The sequence below is a fragment of the Agrobacterium pusense genome (genome assembly GCF_013285525.1).
GTDB lineage: Bacteria > Pseudomonadota > Alphaproteobacteria > Rhizobiales > Rhizobiaceae > Agrobacterium > Agrobacterium pusense.
In genome coordinates this window covers 1900743-1924646 of the sequence record NZ_CP053857.1, presented here as the reverse complement: position 1 = coordinate 1924646, position 23904 = coordinate 1900743, and the positions used below count along the sequence as shown (strand labels likewise).

Annotated in this window: 17 protein-coding genes; 5 read left to right on the top strand and 12 right to left on the bottom strand. The window is 59.3% G+C overall.

All coding sequences use genetic code 11. The features are described 5' to 3' along the window. Positions 1-4: 4 nt before the first annotated feature. From HQN82_RS22325 to melA (HQN82_RS22285), 9 genes are all read right to left on the bottom strand, one after another. Positions 5-1123: an ABC transporter permease gene (locus HQN82_RS22325; RefSeq protein WP_022563846.1), complete on the bottom strand. Its 1119-nt coding sequence runs from the start codon at positions 1121-1123 to the stop codon at positions 5-7. Further along, on the bottom strand, positions 1120-3888 hold the full coding sequence (gene rbbA / locus HQN82_RS22320) for a ribosome-associated ATPase/putative transporter RbbA (RefSeq protein WP_173615958.1): 2769 nt from the start codon (positions 3886-3888) through the stop codon (positions 1120-1122). Before rbbA ends, HQN82_RS22325 begins: the two co-directional genes overlap by 4 nt. 11 nt (positions 3889-3899) lie before the next feature. Next, positions 3900-4964: an HlyD family secretion protein gene (locus HQN82_RS22315; RefSeq protein WP_022563844.1), complete on the bottom strand. Its 1065-nt coding sequence runs from the start codon at positions 4962-4964 to the stop codon at positions 3900-3902. A 416-nt stretch (positions 4965-5380) separates the two neighbouring features. Further along, a complete protein-coding gene (melA, locus tag HQN82_RS22310) occupies positions 5381-6754 on the bottom strand; it encodes an alpha-glucosidase/alpha-galactosidase (protein WP_022563842.1) in 1374 nt (457 codons plus the stop codon). Positions 6755-6777: 23 nt separating this feature from the next. Then, entirely contained in the window at positions 6778-8442 is a 1665-nt protein-coding gene (locus tag HQN82_RS22305) for an ABC transporter ATP-binding protein (RefSeq protein ID WP_022563841.1), read from the bottom strand. A 13-nt stretch (positions 8443-8455) separates the two neighbouring features. Beyond that, a complete protein-coding gene (locus HQN82_RS22300; protein ID WP_022563840.1) occupies positions 8456-9592 on the bottom strand; it encodes an ABC transporter permease in 1137 nt (378 codons plus the stop codon). A 1-nt stretch (position 9593) separates the two neighbouring features. Next, positions 9594-10601: an ABC transporter permease gene (locus tag HQN82_RS22295; RefSeq protein WP_108081316.1), complete on the bottom strand. Its 1008-nt coding sequence runs from the start codon at positions 10599-10601 to the stop codon at positions 9594-9596. Between the two features lie 141 nt (positions 10602-10742). Then, entirely contained in the window at positions 10743-12830 is a 2088-nt protein-coding gene (locus HQN82_RS22290) for an ABC transporter substrate-binding protein (RefSeq protein ID WP_022563838.1), read from the bottom strand. Positions 12831-12936: 106 nt separating this feature from the next. Beyond that, the gene (gene melA / locus HQN82_RS22285; protein WP_034497937.1) at positions 12937-14403 is read right to left on the bottom strand and encodes an alpha-glucosidase/alpha-galactosidase; all 1467 of its coding nucleotides are present in this window, start codon (positions 14401-14403) and stop codon (positions 12937-12939) included. A 198-nt stretch (positions 14404-14601) separates the two neighbouring features. Here melA (HQN82_RS22285) and HQN82_RS22280 point away from each other — a divergent pair, with 198 nt between their 5' ends. Both HQN82_RS22280 and HQN82_RS22275 read left to right on the top strand, forming a co-directional pair. Next, the gene (locus HQN82_RS22280; RefSeq protein WP_022563836.1) at positions 14602-15489 is read left to right on the top strand and encodes an AraC family transcriptional regulator; all 888 of its coding nucleotides are present in this window, start codon (positions 14602-14604) and stop codon (positions 15487-15489) included. 77 nt (positions 15490-15566) lie between these two features. After that, on the top strand, positions 15567-16034 hold the full coding sequence (locus HQN82_RS22275) for a hypothetical protein (RefSeq protein WP_022563835.1): 468 nt from the start codon (positions 15567-15569) through the stop codon (positions 16032-16034). Between the two features lie 10 nt (positions 16035-16044). On the opposite strand, the gene HQN82_RS22270 is transcribed toward HQN82_RS22275, so the two are convergent. The 3 genes from HQN82_RS22270 to HQN82_RS22260 are packed head-to-tail and all read right to left on the bottom strand — an operon-like array spanning position 16045 to position 20601. Continuing rightward, entirely contained in the window at positions 16045-16956 is a 912-nt protein-coding gene (locus HQN82_RS22270; protein WP_022563834.1) for a DMT family transporter, read from the bottom strand. Further along, on the bottom strand, positions 16953-19355 hold the full coding sequence (locus HQN82_RS22265; RefSeq protein ID WP_173615957.1) for a PIG-L family deacetylase: 2403 nt from the start codon (positions 19353-19355) through the stop codon (positions 16953-16955). Before HQN82_RS22265 ends, HQN82_RS22270 begins: the two co-directional genes overlap by 4 nt. 19 nt (positions 19356-19374) lie before the next feature. Next, positions 19375-20601 (bottom strand): ROK family transcriptional regulator, encoded by a 1227-nt coding sequence (locus HQN82_RS22260; RefSeq protein ID WP_173615956.1) that lies wholly within the window; start codon positions 20599-20601, stop codon positions 19375-19377. Positions 20602-20852: 251 nt separating this feature from the next. Between HQN82_RS22260 and HQN82_RS22255 the strand changes: the two genes are divergently transcribed. Genes HQN82_RS22255 through HQN82_RS22245 form a run of 3 tightly spaced genes read left to right on the top strand, consistent with a single transcriptional unit; the run spans position 20853 to position 23904 of the window. Then, complete coding sequence (locus HQN82_RS22255) at positions 20853-22106, top strand: sugar ABC transporter substrate-binding protein (protein ID WP_048902990.1); 1254 nt, start codon at positions 20853-20855, stop codon at positions 22104-22106. Between the two features lie 17 nt (positions 22107-22123). Continuing rightward, positions 22124-23065: a carbohydrate ABC transporter permease gene (locus HQN82_RS22250; RefSeq protein ID WP_112635942.1), complete on the top strand. Its 942-nt coding sequence runs from the start codon at positions 22124-22126 to the stop codon at positions 23063-23065. Beyond that, positions 23062-23904 carry a carbohydrate ABC transporter permease gene (locus HQN82_RS22245; protein ID WP_006697289.1) on the top strand — a complete coding sequence of 281 codons (843 nt, stop codon included), beginning with the start codon at positions 23062-23064 and terminating at the stop codon, positions 23902-23904. Before HQN82_RS22250 ends, HQN82_RS22245 begins: the two co-directional genes overlap by 4 nt.

The window sequence follows — 23904 nt, the reverse complement described above, 5'->3', positions numbered from 1 at the left end:
GCTGTCAGTGCAAGAAACGCCTGAACCGGCGAAGCGCAAAAACGAAAAGAGCCGAGCCGATGGCCAGCAGCGCCAGCAGTTGCGGCCAGACCACATCCAGCCCCGCCCCTCTGAAAAGCACCGATTGCGCCAGGATGATGAAATGGGTATTTGGCGCAAGAAGCATGATGTACTGGATGATATCAGGCATGCTTTCGCGAGGCGTCATGGCGCCGGACAGCACCTGCAACGGCAACAAAAACAGGATCAGCAACATGCCGAATTGCGGCATGGACCCGGCGACTGTTGCGAGAAAAATTCCCATGGAAGTCATGGCGAAGAGTTGCAATGCCGTTCCGAGCAGGAAAAGAGAAAGCGAGCCTTCGATGGGAATGGCAAGCAGGCCCCTCACCACCACGAACAGCGAAAATGCAGAGGCCACCAGCACGACCAGCCCCATGGACCACACCTTGCTGAGCATGATTTCCAGCGGCGTCACTGGCATGACCAGCAGATGCTCGACCGTTCCGTGTTCTCGCTCGCGAATGAGCGCCGCGCCCGTCAGCACGATGGATAGCATGGTAATGGCGGTGATGATGTTGTTGATCGAGCCGAACCAGGACTTGTCCAGTTCCGGATTGAAGCGGGAACGTAGCGTGAGGTCCACCGGCACCGAGGTCGCGCCGCGATAGCGGTCGACATACTCCTGTATTTCGCTCGTCACGATGCTCTGCACGTAACCGCCACCGCTGAAAGCCTGGCTCATGCGGGTGGCGTCGATATTGAGCTGGATGGCCGGCTGCTGTCCGGCCATCAGCCGGCGCTGGAAATCCGGGGGAATGTTGAGCGCGAAGGTATCGAGGCCCGCATCCATGCGCTTGTCCATTTCAGCGATGGAAATCTGCTTCGGCGGGGAGAAATAGGGCGGATAAAACGCCGTGCTGATGCGGCTGGAAAGCGGCGACTGATCCTCATCGACAATTGCGATGGCCGCGTTGTTCAGCGTCTCCGGCAGCGCGCTGGAACCGGTATAGATCTGCAGCGTGAAGGCATAGACGATAAGCAGCATCAGCATTCCGTCTCGCGCGAGACCGCGCAGTTCCTTGATGCCGAGCTGGAAGATGTTGGACGAAAAAAGCCTCATGACGCCTGCTTTCTCAAAAGTGCAGCGCCGACAATGAGGAGCAGTGGAATGGCGATGAGAAGCGGTAGAAACGAGCCAGAAAGTCCGGCGAAATCCAGGCCCTTGGAGAAAGTTCCGCGTGAAATGGTCATGAAATAGGTGGCAGGATAGACGTTGCCGATAAAGGCGCCCGCCCCTTGCAGCGACGAGACGGGATCGATCATGCCCGAATATTGCGTCGCCGGAATGAGCGTCAGAAGAGCCGTGCCGAAGATTGCCGCAATCTGGCTCTTCATGAAGGAAGACATCAGGAGGCCGATGGATGTGGCGATGATGACATAGAGCAGCGCGCCCGTCGCATAAGCGAGATAACTTCCGGTGAACGGCACCTGAAAGATGAAGACCGCAAATGCCGTCAGAAGCATGAAATTGAGCATGCCAAGGGCGACATAGGGAAGCTGCTTGCCGATCAGGAATTCCAGCCGCGTGGTCGGCGTCACGTATAGATTGACGATCGAACCGAGCTCTTTTTCCCTGACGACGCTGAGGGCCGCCAGCATTGCGGGGATGAGCATGAGAAGCAGCGGAATGACCGCCGGCACGATGGCGACAAGGCTCTTGACGTCGGGATTGTAACGATAGCGCGTTTCGATGCTGAAGCTGCTTTGCGTGGCCGCGCTGCCGTAAATCTCGGCGGCCTTCCGCGCCAGCCATGTCTGATGCATGCCCTGCACGTAACCGCGAACGGTCTCCGCCCGCTGCGGCATGGCGCCGTCTATCCAGGCCCCTACCTCCACAGTCTTGCCGCGCAAGACATCGCGGCCAAAGCCAGGAGGAATTTCTATGGCAAGGCTCAGTTCGCCATCACGCATGCGCCGGTCCATATCGGCATAGTCCCGGATAGGTTCCTTCTCGATGAAATAACGGGAGCCGGCAATGTCGAGCACGTAATCGCGGCTGATGGTGGAATCGTCGCGATCCAGCACCGCGAAAGTCAGGTCCTCGACATCGAGATTGATGCCGTATCCGATGACGAACATCAGGATGACGCTGCCGAGCACGGCCAGCGTGCCGCGAATGGGATCGCGCTGCAGTTCCAGTGCCTCGCGGCGCGTATAGCTGAACATGCGCCTGAAATCGAAAAATCTCTTGCGGGTGGGCGCCGCATGTTGCGTCACCTGCACGTCCGCTGCTGCCACAGATGCTGTCGCATGCGCGTCCCTCGTAACCCCGGAAGCATCTTCCAGATAGGCGACGAAAGCCTCTTCAAGTGTTGCGGCATTACGGCTTCTGGTGATCGCATCGGGCGTATCGCTGATCAACACCTTGCCGGCATGCATCAGCGAAATCCGGTCGCAGCGCTCCGCCTCGTTCATGAAATGGGTGGAGATGAAGATGGTGACATTATCGTTGCGCGAGAGATCGGCGAGGATTTGCCAGAAGCCGTCACGCGCCACCGGGTCGACACCAGAGGTCGGCTCATCGAGGATGAGAATATCGGGCGAGTGGATCATCGCCACCGCCAGCGACAGCCTCTGCCGGATGCCAAGCGGCAGGTCGTCCGGCAGCGTGTCCATGACCGCGCCAAGATCGAAACGCTCCGCCATTTCGGCGATACGCGGTTGAATTGCCTCTTCCGGCAGCTTGAACAGGCGGGCGTGCAGATCAAGGTTCTGCCGCACCGTCAGTTCGGAATAGAGCGAGAAGGCCTGGCTCATGTAACCGACGCGGTGGCGGATCGCCATGTCGCTCGCATCCACCTTGTGTCCGAAGAGCTTCGCCTCTCCTTCGCTGGCGGCCAGAAGCCCCGTCAGCATCTTCATGGTGGTGGATTTTCCGCAGCCATTGGAGCCGAGAAAGCCAAAAATCTCGCCGCGCGGAATCTTGAAGCTGACATTGTCGACGGCGGTGAAATCGCCGAAACGCATGCTAAGGTGCGATGCCTCGATGGCATAATCACCTTCAGCGGTCGGCTTTCGTGGCGCGATATGGACTTCGTGGTAATCCTTGCGCTTTTCTTCGGGAAGAAGCGCGATGAAGGCGGCGTCGAGATTGGGTGCCGCGGTGCGGTCGAGAAGTTCGGCGGGCGAGCCGGTGGCAAGAATCTTGCCGCCATCCATGGCAACCAGCCAGTCAAAACCAGCGGCCTCCTCCATATAGGCCGTTGCGACGATGACGCTCATGCCCGGACGCCCGGCACGGATAGAGTCGATCAGTTCCCAGAACTGCCGCCGCGACAAAGGATCAACGCCTGTCGTCGGCTCGTCCAGGATCAGCAGGTCCGGGTCGTGGATGAGCGCGCAGCAGAGCCCCAGCTTCTGTTTCATGCCGCCGGAGAGCTTCATCGCGGGACGATCGGCAAAAGGTTCGAGGCCGGTACTCTTGAGCAATTCGGCGATACGCGCCTGCCGTTCCCTTCCGTCCTGTCCGAACAGCCGCCCGAAAAAGTCGATGTTTTCAAAGACTGACAGGGTGGGATAGAGGTTCTTGCCAAGGCCCTGCGGCATATAGGCGATACGCGGGCAGGTATCCTCACGGTGGCGCGGATCGGACATCTCGCCACCCAGAACCTCTACCTTGCCCTTCTGGATGGCGCGCGCGCCCGAGACCAGCGACAACAGGCTCGATTTGCCGACGCCGTCAGGCCCGATGAGCCCTATCATCAGCCCGGCGGGTATCTCGACCGATATGTCGTCCAGCGCAACCGTGCTTCCGAAGGTCAACCGCACATCGGTCAATCGCGCAACGGGTGCGTTTCTGTCATTCGTTTCTGGAGGCGCGACCATAGCGGCCACCCTCACTTGACGAGATTGCGTTCGAGATTCTCCGGCCAGGCGGCCTCCGGATCAAGCCGGACATAGGCCATGCCGGGCAGCCCTGTTTTCACATATTGAATATATTTCTGCAGAAGTGCCTGGGGGATTTGCGCCCTTACCCGGAATGTCAGCTTCTGGCGTTCCTCTTCGGTCTCCACCGTTTTCGGCGTGAACTGCGCGACATCCGCGACGAAGGACACTTTTGCCGGAATGGTGTATTGGGGGGCGGCATCCAGTATCAGTCGAACATCAGACCCCATCGACGTGCGGCCAGCCTCGGCCGTCGGCAGGAAAAACGTCATATAGACGTCGCCGAGATCGACGAGGTTCAGAACCCTTCCACCGGCGGACAGCACTTCTCCGGGCTGGGCGATGCGATATTGCACGCGACCGTCGCGGGGCGATTTCAGCGTCGCATCGGCTATGTCAGTCTCGATGCTCTCGATGTCAGCCTGTGCGGCGTCTACCGCCGCTTCGGCGTCGACGATCTGCGCCTTGGCGGCGTTGATCGCGGCGTCGGAAGCCGCAAGCGAGGCCTGCGCAGAGGCGAGCGTTGCGCGGGCGGACTGCTCGGCGGCCTCGCTGTCATCGACGATCTGCTGCGAGACCGCATTGCCCGTCAGCAATTGTTTCGAGCGTGCATTGGTCTTGGAGGCGGAATCGAGCTGGGCCTTTCGCTGTTCCACCACCGCAAGCGCCGACGTCTTTTCCGCTTCACGCTGGGCGACAAGACTGTGGGCCGTGTCGATTGCTATTTTCGCACGGCGAAGCTGTGCTTCCGCCTGGCGTTTCCTCGCCTCCAGCTGGGCCGTATCCATCTGCGCCAGAACCTGTCCGGCCTTCACGAAATCACCCTCACGGACCATAATATCCCGAAGGCGGCCGGCGGTCTTGGTGGAGATATCGATCTCGACGGCCTCGATGCGACCGTTACTGGCCACGAATCCCGAAGGCAGGCCCTCGGCCGTCAGCTTCGACCAGGCGAAATAGCCGGCCACGGCCAGAACCACAACCGCCAGACCAATGAGCAAGCCCTTTTTAGACATCCGTCTTCCCCATGAACCCTTCAGGTTTCAACCGTAGTACGATAAAACCGAAGAAGCCAGCCACCATCACGTTCATAATTCGTACCTGGTATTTCCCGCACTGAAAGCGGAATAACCGGTTTCCGGGACTGTCTACGCCAGAGAGCGGCCTGCAACCTTGACACAAGTCAAGCGGCGAAAGGATTTAATGGAGAGCGTCATCAAGGCGCCCCCCGTTCGCCGGCAGTTAACCGGCTCACCTTTGAGAACACCGACAGTACCAAGCGATCATACCGATGCCGCGCCATCCCGTCGACAATCGGACGTCATCCTCGAGCTTGTCCCGAGGATGACAGAGTAGGGTCTTCTATAGCGCTTGCGAAAGGATGATGTGGGCTCGCTGCACACCTCCGATCCGTTATTGAGGGCGATGATGTTTACACAGCCCGCGCCCGTTTCACCTCCGCCTGCGTCCATTCCGGCAGCCAGTCACTATGGGCCAGCAGCAGATCGTCCACCAGCGACCAAATCTGATCGAGATCGAGTTCCGCCGCAGTATGCGGGTCCATCATGGCAGCGTGAAAGATGTGATCGCGGTTTTCGCTCATCAACGCCCGCACGGTCAGCTCCTGAACATTGATGTTGGTGCGCATCAGCGCGGTGAGCTGCGGTGGCAACTCGCCGATGAAGGTGGGCTGCACGCCGTTATGATCGACCAGGCAGGGCACTTCCGCCGCGCAATCCGATGGCAGCGAGGTGATGCATCCATTATTGCGCTGGTTGCCGTAGATGACGGAGGGCTCGCCGGTCCAGACCGAATTGATGATCGAGGAGGCATATTCCTTCGACTGCTTGACCTCGATTTTTTCGGCCGAGCGATAGGCGGCCGCCTGGCCCTTCCAGCGCTCGATCTGTTCGATGCAGCGCTTTGGATATTCGTCGAGCGGAATGCCGAATTTCTCGATCAGGTCTTCGCGACCCTCCTTGATGAAATAGGGCGTGTATTCCGCGAAATGCTCGGAGCTTTCGGTGACGAAATAACCGAGCCTCGTCAGCATCTCGTACCGCACCTTGTTGGGGCAGCGTGGGTTCCAGCCGGGTTTTGGCGCGCGGCCTTCGCGATAGGCGCGCACGAGATCGGGGTAGAGGCTCCTGTAGCTGCCATCGGGCTGGCGATGCTCGAATTCCAGGAAAAACGCCATATGGTTGATACCGGCCGAACGGTAGCGGATTTCCTCATAGGGAATATCGAGATCATGGGCGAGTTCCATCGCCGTGCCCTGCACGGAATGGCAAAGACCCACCTGCCGGATCGTCGGGTATTTTTCGGCAATCGCCCAGGTGTTTATCGCCATGGGGTTCACATATTGCAACATAATGGCATTCGGGCAGACGGCCAGCATGTCCTCGCAAATCTTCCAGAGGTGAGGCACTGTGCGCAAGCCGCGCATGATGCCGCCGACGCCAAGTGTGTCAGCAATGGTCTGGCGCAGCCCGTACTTACGCGGCACTTCGAAATCAGTGACCGTGCACGGCTCGTATCCGCCGATCTGGAACGCCACGACAACAAAATCCGCGCCGGAAAGCGCCTTTTTCTGGTCGGTATAGGTCTCGGCCTTCGCCTTTGCTCCGAGCGTCGAAATCAGCTTGTTGACGACGATGGCGCTTTCTTCCAGCCTTTCACGGTTGATATCCATCAGCGCGATTGTGGCGCCGGAAAGGGCCGGACGCTGCAGCACGTCACCGATGATGTTCTTCATGAACACCGTGGAACCTGCGCCGATGAATGCAATCTTGGGATCTCTTGACATGTCTACCTCCGGCAATTGGGAATTCAAGCGATTTCGAAGGCGGCTCGCACAAGCCGCTGTGTATATTCAGTTTTTGGCTGACTGAGCACGTCCTCGACAGGCCCCTCTTCGACAATCCGGCCGCGCTGCATGACGATGACGCGGTGGCAGAGGGCGCGGACCACTTTCAGGTCGTGGGAGATGAACAGGTAGCTCAAGCCACGCTCATCCTGCAGCTTGCGCAGGAGATCGATGATCTGCGCCTGCACGGAAAGATCGAGTGCGGAGGTCGGCTCATCGAGCAGGATGAATTCCGGCTCCAGCGCGACGGCACGCGCAATCGCGATGCGCTGTCTTTGGCCGCCGGAGAACTCATGCGGGAAACGCGAGAGGATGTTGCCAGGCATACCCGCCGCCTCCAGCGCGTCGCGCACCCGGTCCAGCCTCTCGGCCTTTGTCTTTCCAAGACCGTTGATGATGAGACCTTCCTCGATGATCTGGCCAATGGTCATGCGCGGGTTTAGCGAGGCAAAGGGATCCTGAAAGACGATCTGCATACGCGACCGCAGAGGCCGCATTTCAGCCCGGGAACGGCCATCGACCCTCTGACCGTCAAAAACCACCTCGCCGCCCACAGGGTCGTTCAACCGGAGCAGGGACTGGCCGAAGGTCGTCTTTCCGGAGCCGGATTCACCCACGAGCCCCAGTGTCTCGTGCCGCCTGAGCGTCAAGCCGAGACTGTCGACCGCTATCAGCTCCTTGAGTTCTGGTTTGAACAGGCCGCCATATCGCATCATGAAGGAAACGCGCACGCCGCTTGCCGTCAGGAGGACGCCGGAGTTCTCCGGCAGCGGCTTTGCCGTGCCCCGAGGTTCGGAAGCAAGCAGCCTTTTCGTGTAGGGATGCTGAGGCGCTGCAAACAGCTTCTCCGTGGTATTGTGCTCACGCATCTCGCCGTGCTGCATGACATAGACGTAATCGGAGAACTGCTTCACGATCGTCAGGTCATGGGTGATGAGGACCACGGCCATGCCGCGCTTCTTCTGGAGATCCCGGATGAGGTTGAGTATCTGCGCCTGCACCGTCACATCCAGCGCGGTCGTTGGTTCGTCGGCAATCAGCACGTCAGGATCATTGGAGAGCGCCATGGCGATCATAACGCGTTGGCGCTGGCCGCCGGAAAGCTGGTGCGGGTATTGTTTGAGCCGCGCTTCCGGCTCCGGTATCTGCACCTGACGCAGCAGATCGAGCGCCCTCGCCTCTGCCTGCTTCTTGCTCAATTTCGAGTGGACGCGGATTGCCTCTACAATCTGGCTGCCGATCGTATAGATCGGGTTCAGCGAACTCATCGGTTCCTGAAAGATCATCGAGATGCGATTGCCGCGCAGCGCCCGGCGCTGGCGCGACGAGAATTTCAGGATGTCGTCGCCGTTGAACCGGACGACTGCCGATTTCGCGACTGTGGCGCGCTTGGTCAACAAGCCCATGACGGTGCGGGCGGTGACCGATTTTCCCGAACCGGATTCGCCGACGATGGCAATGGTCTCACCCCGGTAAAGCTGGAAGGAAATGTCCTTCACTGCCTCCACCATTCCGTGTTCCACCTTGAAAGTGACGGCAATATTGCGGGCATCGATGATGGCGTTATCCTGACGATCATCGGCGTCGAAGCGGATGGCGGGGGCGTAGGTGTTTTGTGCAGCTACCATTGGCGCGCTCCTCTCAATAGGGATCGACGGCATCGCGCAGGCCGTCGCCCAGCGCGTTGAAGGCAAAGACGGTGACCAGCACGAAACCAACCGGTGCAAGAATCCAGGGATAGGAACCGATGACCGAATAGGTCGCGGTGTCCTGCAGCATCAGCCCCCAGGAGATCAGCGGCGGCTTCACCGCAAAGCCGAGGAAACCGAGGAAGGATTCGAGCAGCACGACGCTTGGAATATGCAAGGTCACGGCCACAATCACATGGCTCATCACATTCGGCAGGATGTGCTGGAAGATGATGCGCCTGTCCGTGGCGCCGACAGCGATCGCTGCCCGGACATAATCGATCCGCGCCAGTGCCAGCGTCTTGCCGCGCACCTCCCGCGACATCTGCGCCCAGCCCAGCGCCGACATGACGCCGACCACAAAGACGAGGAACACGGTTGTTGGTGCGGTGACGGGAATAAGAGAAGTCAGCGCGAGATAGAGAGGCAATTGCGGGAAGGCGAGCACCACCTCCACGAAACGCTGCACCCAGGCATCCAGCGGTCCGCCGAAATAGCCGGAAATCAGCCCGACGCTGGTGCCGATGACGGTAACGATGGCGACAACACTGAGTGCAATGGCAAGCGAGATGCGCGAGCCGTAGATGGCGCGCGACAGCACGTCGCGTCCGAATTTATCGGTTCCTAGGAAATGCACGGGCTGGCCATCGGTAGAGCCGAAGAAATGCCGGCTCATCGGAATGAGACCCAGAAGTTTGTATTCCGCGCCCTTCACGAAGAAGCCGAGATAGACGGGATTGTCGTAATCCGGGCCGACGATCGGCTGGAAGGTGACCGGATCGAGCTCTTCCGTCTCCGCAATGGCATAGACCCGTGGCGCCAGGCTGAAATTGCCGTCCTTGTCGGTGAACCGGACCACCTGCGGCGGCGAAAAGCTGCCATGGGTTTCGAGCGGGTTCATCGGCGCGAAGAAGTCCGCAAAAATGGAGATGAGGATCAGCAGCACCACTAGTACCAGCCCGACCATACCCGTGAAGGATCGTCTGAGACGCCGCCAGACAAGCGCCAGATAGGTCTCGTTGCCATTGGCGGAGCGGTCGGGTTTTGCCGCGGCGGCCGTTTCGGTTTTCATCTCGTCAAACGCCATCATCTCAGGCCCTCCCGAATTCGCGGACGCGCGGGTCGAGCATGGCGAGCAGCATATCGGCGATGATATTGCCGACGATCAGCGTGGCGGCCAGCACCATCATGAAGGTCGCGGTGACATAGACGTCCCCCACCGCCATGGAGCCGACGATGGCCGGGCCGACGGTCGGCAACGCGAAGATGATCGCGGTCTCGATCTCGCCGCTCAGCATGTAGGGCAGCACCACGCCCTGATACATGACGAGCGGGTGCACGGCATTCGGCACCGCATGGCGCATGATGACGGCGCCTTCCGAAAGGCCCTTGGCACGCGCCGTCTCGATATATTGCGCATTCAGCGTATCGAGCAGATTGCCGCGCATCACCCGCATATTGTAGGCCAGCCCCCCGAAGACGGCGATAGCGACGACCGGCCAGACGTGGCTGACCAGATCGACGAATTTCGCCCATGACCACGGCGCACCGCCATATTGCGGTGAAAAGAAACTGCCGATCTCCGACACATCGAAATGAAATACCATGAGGTAGACGAGGATCAGCGCCATCAGGAAGCGCGGGATCGTCATGCCGAGGAAGGCAATGGTGGAGAGCAGGTTGTCGACCCAGGAATATTGCCGTGTGGCGGCCCATATGCCGAAGGCGATGCCAAGTACCGATGCGAAGATGTGGCAGACCAGCGCCAGCACGATAGTGCGCGGCAGGCGTTCGCCAACCACATCGGCGACCGGCTTGTTGTAATAAAAGCTGTAGCCGAAATCGCCGCGGGTGAGGATGCCGCCGATCCAGTTGAAATATTGAATAACGAGCGGCTTATCGAGTCCGTGTTCGATACGGTATGCCTGCGCCTGCGCTTCCGCCTGCTCGAAGGACGCTCCGCCCTGGTTCATCAGCTGCGAGCGGATGTAGTCGGCGTAATCGCCGGGCGGTGCCTGAATGATGGCGAAGGTCACCACGCTCAGGATCAACAGCACCGGAATGGCGGATGCCACGCGTATCGTCAGAAATCTCAGCATCGAACGGTCTTCCTCGGTTTGGATTGGCCGTGTGTTGCCGGCCGCGCTTCACGCGCGACCGGTACCGGGTGTGCTCCGGGAGGAGTTCTTCAGGTTTCGTACTTCCGGACATAATGGCGTTACGCACCTTTACCGGAAGCTTCAGTTGATCGGCCCGCCCTCGCCCGGCTTGCCGGGAAGCTGCTCAGGGAAAAGTTCATATTTGCCCTGCTTGTCGGCCGCGACCCACAGGCGTTCGCGGATGATGGCGTCTTCGGCCCAGTTAAACATGAAGATCGGCGTACCCTGCGGCACATTGGAGAACCGCTTGTTGACGATGAGCGCACCGGGATATTCGGTGAGGCCAATCGTGTAGAGGTTCTGCGTGTAGACCTTCTGGTACTGCTTCATCAGCTCGGCCCGCTCGGCATTGTCCTGCGAAGATATGAACTTGCGCACAATGTCGGCCATGTCCTTCTCGAACGGCATCAGGTCCAGTTCCTTGCCTTCGGGTGCACGATGGTTCCAGCTGGTGCGCGGCCCGACAGGCGCCAGTTGCTCGGTATTCTGCACCACGGATGAAAGCTCGGTGGAATTGCGCCGCACCAGCCAGTCAAACTGCCCGCCATAATGGGCGGCGTCACGCTGGTTTGAATCGAGGCTATTGATGACGACGCGAAGCCCAAGTTTCGCCATCTGGCCGACGAGACCTTCCGCAAGGCTCTTGTCTGTCGCGTAACCGTTGTTGACGAGAAGGGTAATCTCGACATTACGGCCGCCAAGCGTTTCCTTGGGGAAATTCAGGAAACCGTCGCCGTCAGTGTCTTTCAGGCCAATCGAAGCCAGCGCCGCCTTGGCAGCCTCGAGGTTGAAGGGGTAATAGACCGTCGAAGCACGATCATAGAAGCTTGTCCCGGACGAAATGCCACCCGGATAGATCGCCGTGAAAGGCCCCTTCACCAGCGAGTCACCGATCGCCTTGCGATCAAGAGCGGAGGTGACGGCCTGGCGGAACACCTCGTTACGGTTCAGCTCACGAATGGCCTGTCCGCGCTCATCCGGATTGCCCCAGCCATTGGCGGAAAAATTCATCTGCAGATTGTACCCGATAAGGCGCGGTCCAAAGGCAAGGCGGGCTGGCGCATTGGGGTCAGCGGCGCGTTTCAGCGAGGCGACGAAATTCTCCGGCTGCTCGAGATTGGAGAAATCGCCCGATCCCGCCACGGCCTGCACGTCACGGTCCGCCCAGGTGGAGAGCTTGTAATGGACTTCATTGAGATAGGGCAACTGCTGGCCTTTCTCGTCCACTTTCCAGTAATAGGGGTTGCGCCGCAGCACGATGAGATCATCCGGCCGATAAGAAACCGGAACCCATGCGCCCATGACCGGCATGTTCATATACTCAGGCGGGAACGCGTTTTTGAACTGGTTATAGGTGTTCTTGGAATATTTCGGATGCTGGGGTTTCAGAATATGCGACGGCCCGGGGCAGAAGCTCGGATAGGCCATGGTGTAGAGATATTGCTTGGGGAACGCCGCCTTGAAGGTCCATTCGACGGTATAGTCATCGATCTTCTTCAGCGTCGTTCCTTCACCGAAAGCCTCAGGCGATGCACCACCTCCAAGCGGTGAGACATTGGGATCGATGACGGCGTCTTCCCAGTAGAACATCACGTCATCGGCGTTGAAGGGCTCGCCATCCGACCATTTCGCACCCTTGACGAGATGCATCGTCAGCTTGTGGCCATCTTCCGACCACTCCCAGCTTTTCGCCAGATTGGGCAGCGGCTCGGTATCCTTGGCATCTACCTGGAACAGTGGCGCGGTGCGCGTCAGGCACTCGGAAAGGGCGATATCAATGCCGCCCCAGCCCTGGCTCTGGCCGGCAATATAGTTCCAGCCCTCCGGCCTGCCGCCGACCACATGGCGCATCGTATCGCCGTAGACGCCCATGCCGTCGGGCATATTGCCTGTTTTGTAGACTAGCGGCTCCTCGGGCAGGCGCTCTTTCAGCGGCGGCAGCTTGCCGGTCTTTTCGAATTTCTCGGTAATCCAGCCGGGTTCGCTGTAGCTTGGCAGCGCCTTGAATTCGAGGATCGAGTCGCGCGCCACATAGTTGATCTTGCCTTCGGCCGGAAATTGCGGCGGCTCGGGCGGCGTCGTGGTCTCGAAGGCATTCGCATTGAGTGCGATCATCGAAACACCGAACCCCAGTGCCGAGATGATACCAATCCTGCGTTGAAGTAACATCGTCATTCCTCCCAAATGGCAGCTCTTCGACCGCCGACCCTCTCTGATCGTTGAGACCGGACGGCGAACTCCCTTCCGCCGCCGGCCTTTTCCCATGTCTTTTCCTTCAAACGGCCTTTTTCAGCGCCGATTTCTCGGCCCGCAATTCCTCGATGGAACGCACGTTGCGGCGCGCGGCACCCGCCCAGTCACGGGTCTTGACGCTGGACTTCGCAAGTCGCTCCTTCGCCGCCGGAACGGCATCGGCATATTGTGGCAGCCAGCGCGCCTGAGCGACAACCATCTCGTCAACCATCTGCCAGACCTCCTCCGGCGTGGCGACGGCGCCGACCAGCGGATCATGCAGCACGGCGAGTTTCAAAAGATCGATATCGCCAGTGACTGCCGCATGGACCGACATGCGCTGCACGTTGATGGACGCCATGCAGGTGGCCGCGCAGGCTTCCGGCAACGTGATGCCGGAAACCATGTTGATGCCGAAACGGTCGACAAAACCGGGCGATTCGATGATGGCGTCCGCCGGCAGATTGCTAATGACGCCATTGTTCTTGACGTTGAAGTGGCCGCGATAGACACGCCCGGTCTCCAGCGCCTCAAGAATATGGCTTGCATGTTCGTTGGAGCGCTTGGCCGGATCAATCGGCTTGTCGGCCGAGGCGAGAAACTGCGGGAATTCCGTTTCGAACCAGTTGCGCGTTTCGGTGGAGTGGCGGAGATAACCGCCGGTTTCCCCGTGAATCCAGTCGGACATGTCGATCCAGCGGGCGATTTCCTCTGGCCGCTTACGATACCATGGCAGATATTCGGAGAGATGGCCGTTGCTTTCGGTCGAATAGACGCCGAAGCGCTTCAGCACGTCGATGCGAAGCTTCTCCTGCTGCGAGAAGACCGGATGCGCCTCAAACGCGGCAACCAGCTCCTCCTTACCGATCTTGCCGCCATTGAGCCGCAGATCGATGAACCATGTCTGGTGGTTGATGCCGGAGCAGATGTAATCGAGTTCTGCCGGGGATTTCGCACCGAGGATTTCGGCAATCTGTTCCGCCCCGTGCTGAACGCCATGGCAGAGACCGACCGTGTCCACCTTGCCATATTCGATGGCTGCCCAGGTATTCATGGCCATGGGGTTGGCATAGTTCAGGAACTTTGCGCCGGGTGCCGCAACCTCGCGGATATCCTTGCAGAAATCGAGAATGACGGGAATGTTGCGCTGACCGTAGAGAATGCCGCCGGCGCAGATTGTATCGCCTACGCACTGGTCGATGCCGTATTTCAGCGGAATGCGGATATCGTCCGCATAGGCTTCGAGCCCGCCGACCCGCACGCAGCTGATGATGTATTTCGCGCCCTCCAGCGCCCGGCGGCGGTCGGTATGGGCGGTCACCTTCACGGGGAAACCATTTGCCTCAACGATCTTGTCAAGGATTGCCCTGATCATATCGAGATTGTGCTGGCTGATATCCGTGAGCGCGACTTCAATATCGCGAAACTCCGGCACACACAGGAGATCGGTGAACAGTTTTTTCGTGAAACCGACGCTGCCAGCGCCAATAATAGCGATTTTGAAACTCATAACGCCACCTCTGTTGCAAATCGAACGGGTGAAACGGGCCGACGGATCGTGAAATGGCATTGCAGAAAAATACCCGTGAGAATCCCGGAAAACCGGCCTTCCTCTCCAATTTTTCAGCAACAATATCCTGCTGGCTGTCTCCTCGGATCGGGATTATGCGTATAATACCGGCGAGGACCAGAGAAGGATTATGCTTTCATGGGTAATTTTGTGCTGCAGGATTTGATCGATCAGGGACCCGGCATGCGAACCGTCTCGCTGCCGCGCGGCCGCCAGACGCTGCACACCATGCCTACCAGCAGCGGTTATGAAATCCGCCGTGGCGGCAATTATGATTGGGATGGTCGCAAACGCGGACAGACGCCCTTTACCGTCCTGCAATATTGCATCGGCGGTCAGGGCAACCTGCGCTATGAGAACCGCCATTACCTGGTGAGGCCCGGCGAAACCCTGCTGCTGCTCATCCCTCACAATCACCGCTATTGGCTGGAAGATGGCAAGGAGTGGGAGTTCTTCTGGATCTCAATGAATGGCGAGGAAGCGCTCCGCATCCACCGCAACATTCTTTCCGTCACCGGCCCGATCCTCAAGCTGCAGCCTGAAACGGTGGATCATCTCGCAGGATGCTGCTCACGTCTCGTCAACGGTGCCGAGACACCGGGGGCGGCGTCGGCTGTCGCCTATGAGGCGGCGATGACGCTTTATGACGATGTCTTCGGCTCGCATCCTTCCTTTGGCGGCGAATATCGCACGATGCAGCAGGTGCTGAGCTATATAGACAGCCACCTTGGCGACCGACTTTCCGTCAGCGACCTTGCCGCCGTGGCGGGTCTCAGCCGCGCGCATTTTTCCCGAATCTTCACCGCAAGCGAAGGCCTGCCGCCGGCGGAATTCGTCTTGCAAAGACGCCTGAGACGGGCAGCGAAGCTATTGACGACCGCAGCCAACATTCCAATCAAGGAAGTCTCGGTGCTATGCGGTTTCGAGGATCCGAACTATTTCTCGAAGGTGTTCCGCAGGCTTTACGGCACCAATCCGAGCGAATTCCGCACCACCGGCATGTATGCCAGTGTGAGGCAGGGCTGACGCGAAACAGGACTTGGTTTTGACATGTTTCAGGCGATTAAGAATAGGCGTTACACCTTCTTTGGAGGCTGGCAGAGGTGAACAGCAAAATCCGGACGATTCTCCTCTTTCCGCTCAGGGCGATCATCGTTTTCGCCATGGTCCTCGACGGCATTTTCCGTCCGCTCTACCGGCCGGTCATCAGGGCCCTGTCGAACCTGAAAATCATCCAGCGGCTGGAAAGCCGGATAGCGCAGCTGCCGCGCCTTGCCATTCTACTCTGTCTCGCCGTTCCTTTCGCGATTGCGGAACCGATGAAGATCATAGGCCTCGTCCTCTTCGCCCATGGGGCTTTCAAGTCGGGGGTGGTTCTGACGATCATTGCCCATCTTTCGACCTTCCTGATTGTCGAACGCATCTATCATGCCGGCCGGGAAAAGCTTCTCACCTATGGCTGGCTCGCCTGGATCATGCGCTATGTGCGTTTTGCCCGTTCGTTTTACGACCGTTTGAAACTTGCGGCGCTGAGCTGGATTAGGCTTCGGATCCTTGCACAATCGCGATAGAACCTGCCCGTCATCTTTTGCGGCGCAGCCTTTTCAAGAGATATTCCGCAAGCGCAGTCGATTGCAGCGACACGAGAATGATGACGATGCCGAACACAACGCGGGCTTCAGGCACTTCGTCGAACAGAAAATATCCGACCGCAGTCACAAACAGGATCGACAGATAGCTGACCGGCGCAAGGACGCTTGCATCCGCGATACGATAGGCCCGCAGGAAGCAATACTGTCCCATCTGCGCCAGCAATCCGATGCCGAGCAACGGAACCCAGTCAAATGACGCAACCGGCTTCCATGTCCAGATTGCCGGAATGGCGGTGATGACGGCGAGGCCCACCGTGTAGAACACCATCATGACAGTGGTGTTCTCCCGCCGCAGCGCTCGTGTCTGGATAACCGCAAGCGCACCGAACACCACCGATATCAGCACAACAATCACGCCCACGCCAAATTCCGCGCCGCCCGGCCCAATGACGACCAGAACGCCGACAAATGCAAGACAGGCTCCCGCCCAGCGAAAGCGGCTCACGCTTTCGCCAAGAAGGGCGACAGCCATCGCCATCGTCACCAATGGCCGGGAAAAACCAACGGCATTGACGGTCGCAAGCGGCAACAGGGTGATGGCGATGAAATTGCTGGTGAGTGCAATGGCATTGCAGCAGATGCGGAAAATATTACGCCAGGGATATTGGATGCGCGCCATTTCTCCCCGGTGCCGCCAGATCAGTGGCAGGATGAACATCAGGCCAATCATCGCCCTGATAAAGACGAGCTGGAAGGCGGGATAGGTGACGCCTTGTGCCTTGACGAGCGCGGTCATACCGCCCGCAACAAGGGTCATGTCCAGCAACAGCCAGCCTATGCCCGCGCGGGTGTCCGTTTCGCGAGGGCCTTGCTGTTCTTCGCTTTGATCGTCGCCATTCACGCCGGTTGCACAAGATTGGCCATGAGGCGGAAAGCGCCAGGCACAAGCTTGTCCATCTGGTGATGCAGCACGAGGCTGGTATGAGTATGCCTACCCTTGCCGATGACGCCCGAAACCAGCGCACCCTTCAGCGGCTGCTCATCGACATCATGCATGGCGAGCAATGGCTCGTAGACATCATCCCAGCGCGAGGCGAAATAAAGCCCGCGCTCCTTGTCCCAGCCCCCCCAGTCGGCGGCATCAATCCTGTTGGGCCCGGCAAGCAGCGGATGGTCGGGCAAGAGCACCGTTACCTCCGCCTGCGGATCGGTCACACGCCAGCGCAGGGAAGGCTTGCCGATCTCAAGATGCCGAACTGGTGTCGTTTCCGGATTCCATCCGTCAGTCGGCCGGTGATAGAGCGTGACCAGATGACCGCCGTTTTCGACGAAGCGGTGAAGTTTCTCCGTCTCGGCAGCGAGATCCCTGCGGATGCCGAAGGCGAAGATGCCAATAACGATCGTCGTAAAGGATGACAGGTCCCCGCCAAGCGCCTGAGCGTCGAGGTCGGTGACATCGAGTCCCATTCGCGACAGCCAAAGACCCACCCTGTCAGCACCACCACCGACATAGCCGATCCGCGCCTTCTCGGGCAGCTTCAGGTCCAGCGAGAGGATTTTCAGAACGGACGGCGCCAGAAACCTTGCCCGACCGATGTGCGGATAGGCGATCGGCGTTATCTGAAAAGCGGGTTGCGCACCGACAAGCGCCTCGATCTGGGCAAGGCCCACCCGGGCCTCGCCGTTACGTTCGGCAATCCAGTCGCCGCCGTTCTCGCGCAGGTTCCAGCCGCCCGTATTCCTGAACGACAGCGACGCATCGGTGCCCTTTATATGCGCCTGAAAGACATGCGCCTCCTGCCCCTGTCCAAGCGGAACCAGAAGAGCGTCCGGCGCAATGGTCAGCGACTGCGCCGGCGTCACGAAAAACGGTTCCTCAAGGTCGAAGGCGGCCGAAACCGTTCTGCCTTCAACCGTTGCGGAAAGCCGCACTGAGGCATGGCCATTGCCGCCCATGGCTTTCCAGTCAGGCTGATACAGCCCGGAAACAGGTGCATCCTGATCCGCGACAAGCGTAAAGACCCGCCTCTCGCCAAGTGACTGGATGGATGACGATACACCTGATGGCAGGACCAGGGTGACCTCGCCATCAATGTGAGCCGCCTTATCTGAAAGCTCCACGGAAAGAACCGACGTTCCACCTGGTACGATCTCCGCCGGCGCGGCGTAGGCCCGCTCGAAAACATCAAGCGCCGTCAGGATGGCGGCATCGACCTGCGCCCGTTTGCGCCTGATCCGATGTCCGTGCAGTTCCCTGAAATCCGCAGTGGCGGATTCGTCCACCGTCTGCAAAAGCGCTGCCGCCGCAAGAAGTGACGCCGTGATCCGCTGCCTGTCGGGAAAGGCTGATATCGCTTCGCTTATCGCCTGTTCCGCCTTGACCAGCGCCTTTGCCAATTCGGCATCCAGGCCCGGGAACACCGCAAGGTCTGACAACGAAGACGGCAGCCCGTCGAGGATCGAGTGTTCTTGGCCCCTTGCATCACTGGCGAGTTCGAGATGCAGCGGCCAGACCTCCTGCGCCAGCTTTGGCCAATATCCCATTCCCTGAGAAGCGTGATAATAACGCGACCATTCGCCGATCCGGTCATATTGCGCGCCAGTCGCCTGCTCCCTGCCGCGAGCGTTTACCGTTACGGTCGTCTCGGGCGGCGGCACTTCGTCATCATAGGTGTCACCACCGCCCGACCACGCGGGAAGGTAATATTTCGCCACCTGCCACGGCTTCAGCCCCTCTGCAAGATGTTCAGGACAGGCCGCAGGGTCCGCCGCCAGCGCGATGGCGCTCTTTGCCGCACGCGTCATGGCGCGGTGGTGCCCATGTTGTCCCGGCACATCGAGAAAGGTCGGGATGACGATATCCGGCCGCTCCTTGCGATAGGCGCGCACCAGCCGCTCAATGATGCGCTGCTGCCCCCAGCGGCCAAAGGTCTGGTCGCCATCCTTGGAGAACCCGAAGTCATGAATGAGATCCGCCGGCCCATGGCCGAGCCAGCTGATATCCGCATCGATGACGCGGGCCGCCTCCTCCAGCTCCCGCGAGCGGATGACGCCGAGCGCGCCAAGCCTTTCCGGCCCCAGCGCATTCTGACCGCCCTCGCCACGTGTCGAGCAGGCGATGATGGTACGCATGCCAAGCTCCATGCGGAAATAGGCAAGCAACCCGTTCTGCTCGTCGTCCGGATGTGCGCCGGTATGCATGACGGTCACCGTGGACTTCAGCGCGCTCAGCCTGCGATGCAGGCGTATGAGCCACGGATCGGCCATTTGCCGTTTGATGCGCTCCCGGGGGGTAAGCATGGGCGGTCTCCTCCAATATTCAGCCGGGTGCCTGCGCTGCGGCTCCCATGGATGTCTCAAGTTTTGGCGTGACGATATCGAAAAGCGGCAAGGCGGCAGCGCCGAGGGCAGCAGTCAACTGCCCGGACTTACCATGGATGACACGCGGAAGTTCCCGCTGCCTGCGACTTGCGACCGAGGTCGGCAAAGGCCCCATCCGTGCAATGATTTCACTGATGATGAGCTCAGGCAGAGCGCCGCCGAGAATGACTGTCTGCGGATCGAGAATATTCTCGAGCATCGCCACCATAGGCGCCAGATGCGCCGCAGCTTCGTCGATCCATTCCCTCACCACGGGATGGCCTGCCTTGAACAGGGCCTCCAGATCATCAAGTTCCGTATCCGCAACACCGGCGCATACAAGCTTTTCCTTCAGTACATAGACTGAGGCATAAGCCTCCAGGCACCCTCTCTGCCCGCAGGAAGGACAAGGCCTTCCCCTCGGCGAAACAGTCACATGGCCGATTTCGCCGGCATTCCCGAACGCACCGCGATAGGGCGCGCCATCCTGGATGATGCCGAGGCCGATACCGACGCCGAAATAGATCATGCAGAAATTCGGGATCGCCAGACCAGCACCAAACAGCCGTTCCCCGACTGCTGCGGCCGTGGCATCGTTTTCAACCACGACCGGCTGGCCGCAGGCTTCGCCCAGCATCTGCCGGGCATCAATGCCGCCCCAGCCGGAAAGCGTCGTCGGTCCCACCGAAGTCATGCCATCGATCTCGAAGGGACCGGGCATGACGACCCCGGTGCCGAGCAGCCTGCAGCCTAGATTTTTGGCAACGGCGTCATGCTCGGCGGCAAAGGTCTTGAATATGGCTTCCGGTGTCGTGTCCGAGAGCGGCGTGATGCGCTGCGTGCGAAGAACGCCGGCGAGATCAAGACCGACGGTGACCATATGGTCGGCGGCGATTTCCACGCCGATCGTCGCCCCGCCATCCGGGTTGACCGAAAACTGGATCGGCGGCTGGCCGCGACCGGAGCGACGACGGCCGAGCTCCTTCAGCAACTCCTCGCCCATGAGTTCATCGACGATATTGGCGACCGCCTGCGGCGTCAGATGCGTGATCTTGGCGATCTCGGCGCGGCCGAGGGAGCCGTGCCGCCGGACAATATCGAGGACGACTCGCCTGTTATGTTCGCGGCTCCGCTCAGGGTTTTTTCCGATTGCTACGGGATAAGCGTCCACCGTGTGCACCGTCATCTCTTCAACTTCCCGTCTGTTAGAAAATTAATAGCGTCGAACCGACGATAAGCGCAATATAATAATTCAAGTAAATTATCTTATTGACAAATGCCTGCCTTCAGAGAACCGTAAGAGCGACCGGGGGTCAGGCTTGCCCCGGCGGAAGAGGAAACTCCGCCACCGGCAGATCGATGAGCGCGCGCGAAAGCGCGGAAAAGGGAACGATGGCTCCGCATCCGGAAGACCGGGCGGAGGAAAAGGAGGCTTACATGCGCAGAGCAACTCTGTTCGCCGGCTTGGTTGCCGGTTTCAGCACATTTGCATTCAACGCCGCGCAGGCGGTTGAAATCGAATATTGGCAATATGTCTTCGACACCCGCGTGAAGGCCATGGACGAGCTGATCGCACAGTTCCAGAAGGCCAATCCCGACATCACCGTAAAGCAGGTAACCTTCCCTTATGCCGATTACCAGACGCGCGTGATTGCCGCCAATATGTCCGGCAAGGGCCCGGACGTGATGCAGCTGTTTTACGGCTGGCTCGACAAGTTCGCGGCGGGCGGGATTTTGCAGCCACTGCCAACAGACGCTTTCCCGCATGACAAGATCGAAAGCGAATTTTTCCCGATCGTCAGCGCTATGAAACGCGGCGAGGACTATTACGGCCTGCCGACCGCGGTTCGTTCGCTTGCACTGTTCTACAACAAGAAGCTCTTTACCGAGGCGGGTCTCGATCCCGCAAATCCGCCGAAGACGCTCGATGAATTCGTCGCCGCCGCGCAAAAGATCGCCAAGCACGATGCCGCCGGCAATCTCACCGTCGCCGGTTCCACGCTCGATATGGGCGGACAGGATCACCAGTGGTGGCGTGAGGTGCTCATCCGCCAATATGGTGGCGAGCCCTATACCAACAACGACCAGAAGGTCGCATATAATAGCGAGCCCGGCATCCAGGCTCTGAAATTCTACACCAGTCTGCAGCTTGAAAAAAAGATCGGTCAGGCGGGTTTCATGGATGAAGGCCAGGCCGCCTTCCGCGCGGGCAAGGCGGGCATGACCATCGACGGCACTTTCCGGCTGGGCTCGTTCCGCACCATCAAGGATTTCGAGTGGGGCGTGACCGAACTTCCGACCAATGACAAGAATATCCGCTCCAACTATGCGAGCTATTTCGCCAACGGCATCAGCGCCAAGACAACGGGTGAAGAGCTTGAGGCGTCCAAGAAGTTCCTCGCCTATATCTCTTCACCGGAAGCCATGGCGATCTGGCTGAAGACAGTGGGCGAACTGCCGGCGCGACGCTCCGCAGCGCTGACCGAAGAAAACCTCAAGGATCCGATCTACGCGCCGTTCCTGAAGGGTCTGGAATATGCCCACACGACACTGTTCATGGATGAGGCCGCCCAGCGCCAGAACGCCATTGACATGACCAACCGGGTCCTGCTCGAGGGCCAGTCGGTTGAAGATTCCATCAAGCAGGCCGCCGAGGCCGAGCAGGAAATCATCGACGCGGCGAAACCCTGAAAACCGCAGGTCCAACCATGACAGCGACAGATCAACAGGGGGCGGTATCCGGCCGCCCCGGCGGCTCCTTTGGGGACCGTCTTTCCATGCGCACGAAACGGCTCTTATGGATATGGAGCTTTCTGGCGATCCCTATCCTGTTTTACAGCATCATCCGTTTTTACCCGACGCTTCAGGCCTTCTATCTGTCCTTCACCAACTGGGACCTGCTGAGGCCGGCAAAGTTCATTGGCGTCACCAATTACGTCAAGCTCTTCAAGGACCCGCAATTCTGGAAGGTGTTCAAGAACACCTTTACGTATCTCATCGTCGGCACGCCGATCAGCCTCGTGCTCGCCTTCGTCATCGCCTTTTATCTCGACCGCGTACGCATCCTGCACGGTTTCATCCGCGCGCTTTATTTCCTGCCCTATCTGACGACGGCGGCCGCGATGGCCTGGGTCTGGCGCTGGTTCTATCAACCGCCGCCCATCGGCATCATCAACGACGTCTTCGCACTTCTCGGCATTCCGCAGCAACCCTTCATCCGCTCTACGGACCAGGCGCTTTATTCGATCATGGTGACAGCCATCTGGGCAGGCCTTGGCTTCCAGATCATCATCTTCATGGCCGGGCTGCGCGCCATTCCAACGACATTTTACGAAGCCGCCCGCATCGACGGGCTGGGCGAATGGGCGATCCTGCGCAAGATCACGCTTCCGCTTCTGAAACCCACCACGGTCTTCCTCGTGGTCTTCTCGTCCATCGGTTTCCTGCGCATCTTCGACCAGGTCTACAACATGACGACCAATGATCCGGGCGGACCGCTCGGCTCAACGAAACCGCTGGTGCTGATGATCTATCAGACGGCGTTCAATTCCTATGCCATGGGTTATGCGGCAGCGCAGACGGTCGTCCTGTTTACCATTCTTCTCGTCGTATCGCTGATCCAGCTCTGGGTCCTGAGGGAAAAGAAATGAGCGAAGCAAAGCCACTTTCCCACGCCCGTATCCGCCCCGGTCGCATTCTCGCCTGGACGTTGCTGTTCATCGGCGGCCTGATCATGGTTTCGCCGCTACTATTCATGTTCTCGACCTCGTTCAAGACGGCGGACCAGGTCTATGATCTCAGGCTCATTCCCGCGGCACCGACGCTTGCCAACTATATCACGGTCATGGCCGACGGCCGTTTCCTGCGCTGGTTCTTCAACTCCATGCTGGTTGCGGTCATCGTTACCGTCTCCAACTGCTTCTTTGACAGTCTGGTCGGGTACACGCTGGCGAAGTTCGAGTTTCGCGGCCGCTATTTCATCTTCCTCGCCATCCTGTCGACGCTGATGATCCCGACCGAAATGCTCGTCATTCCCTGGTATCTGATGTCCAGCCAGTTGGGCTGGCTCGACAGCTACTGGGGCATCATGTTCCCGGGCATGATGACGGCCTTCGGCACCTTCCTGATGAAGCAGTTCTTCGAGACGGTTCCGAACGACTTCATCGAGGCCGCGCGCGTCGACGGGCTGAACGAATTCCAGATCTGGTGGAAAGTCGCCCTGCCGCTGGTGACGCCCGCGCTCTCCGCGCTCGCGATCTTCACCTTCCTAGGGAACTGGACAGCATTCTTCTGGCCGTTGATCGTCACGACAAGCAAGGAGCTCTACACCCTGCCGGTCGGCCTTTCGAGCTTTGCCGTAGAACAGCAGATCCAGTGGGAAATGATCATGACGGGCGCAGCCATTGCGACCATCCCCACCCTCATCGTCTTCATCGTCCTGCAACGCTACATCGTTCGCGGTGTGATGCTGGCGGGCCTGAAAGGATAA

Coding starts and splice junctions, on each gene's coding strand:
- HQN82_RS22325 (WP_022563846.1), bottom strand. CDS start 1,123: ATGAGGCTTTTTTCGTCCAACATCTTCCAGCTCGGCATCAAGGAACTG.
- rbbA (WP_173615958.1), bottom strand. CDS start 3,888: ATGGTCGCGCCTCCAGAAACGAATGACAGAAACGCACCCGTTGCGCGA.
- HQN82_RS22315 (WP_022563844.1), bottom strand. CDS start 4,964: ATGTCTAAAAAGGGCTTGCTCATTGGTCTGGCGGTTGTGGTTCTGGCC.
- melA (WP_022563842.1), bottom strand. CDS start 6,754: ATGTCAAGAGATCCCAAGATTGCATTCATCGGCGCAGGTTCCACGGTG.
- HQN82_RS22305 (WP_022563841.1), bottom strand. CDS start 8,442: ATGGTAGCTGCACAAAACACCTACGCCCCCGCCATCCGCTTCGACGCC.
- HQN82_RS22300 (WP_022563840.1), bottom strand. CDS start 9,592: ATGATGGCGTTTGACGAGATGAAAACCGAAACGGCCGCCGCGGCAAAA.
- HQN82_RS22295 (WP_108081316.1), bottom strand. CDS start 10,601: ATGCTGAGATTTCTGACGATACGCGTGGCATCCGCCATTCCGGTGCTG.
- HQN82_RS22290 (WP_022563838.1), bottom strand. CDS start 12,830: ATGTTACTTCAACGCAGGATTGGTATCATCTCGGCACTGGGGTTCGGT.
- melA (WP_034497937.1), bottom strand. CDS start 14,403: ATGAGTTTCAAAATCGCTATTATTGGCGCTGGCAGCGTCGGTTTCACG.
- HQN82_RS22280 (WP_022563836.1), top strand. CDS start 14,602: ATGGGTAATTTTGTGCTGCAGGATTTGATCGATCAGGGACCCGGCATG.
- HQN82_RS22265 (WP_173615957.1), bottom strand. CDS start 19,355: ATGCTTACCCCCCGGGAGCGCATCAAACGGCAAATGGCCGATCCGTGG.
- HQN82_RS22260 (WP_173615956.1), bottom strand. CDS start 20,601: ATGACGGTGCACACGGTGGACGCTTATCCCGTAGCAATCGGAAAAAAC.
- HQN82_RS22255 (WP_048902990.1), top strand. CDS start 20,853: ATGCGCAGAGCAACTCTGTTCGCCGGCTTGGTTGCCGGTTTCAGCACA.
- HQN82_RS22250 (WP_112635942.1), top strand. CDS start 22,124: ATGACAGCGACAGATCAACAGGGGGCGGTATCCGGCCGCCCCGGCGGC.
- HQN82_RS22245 (WP_006697289.1), top strand. CDS start 23,062: ATGAGCGAAGCAAAGCCACTTTCCCACGCCCGTATCCGCCCCGGTCGC.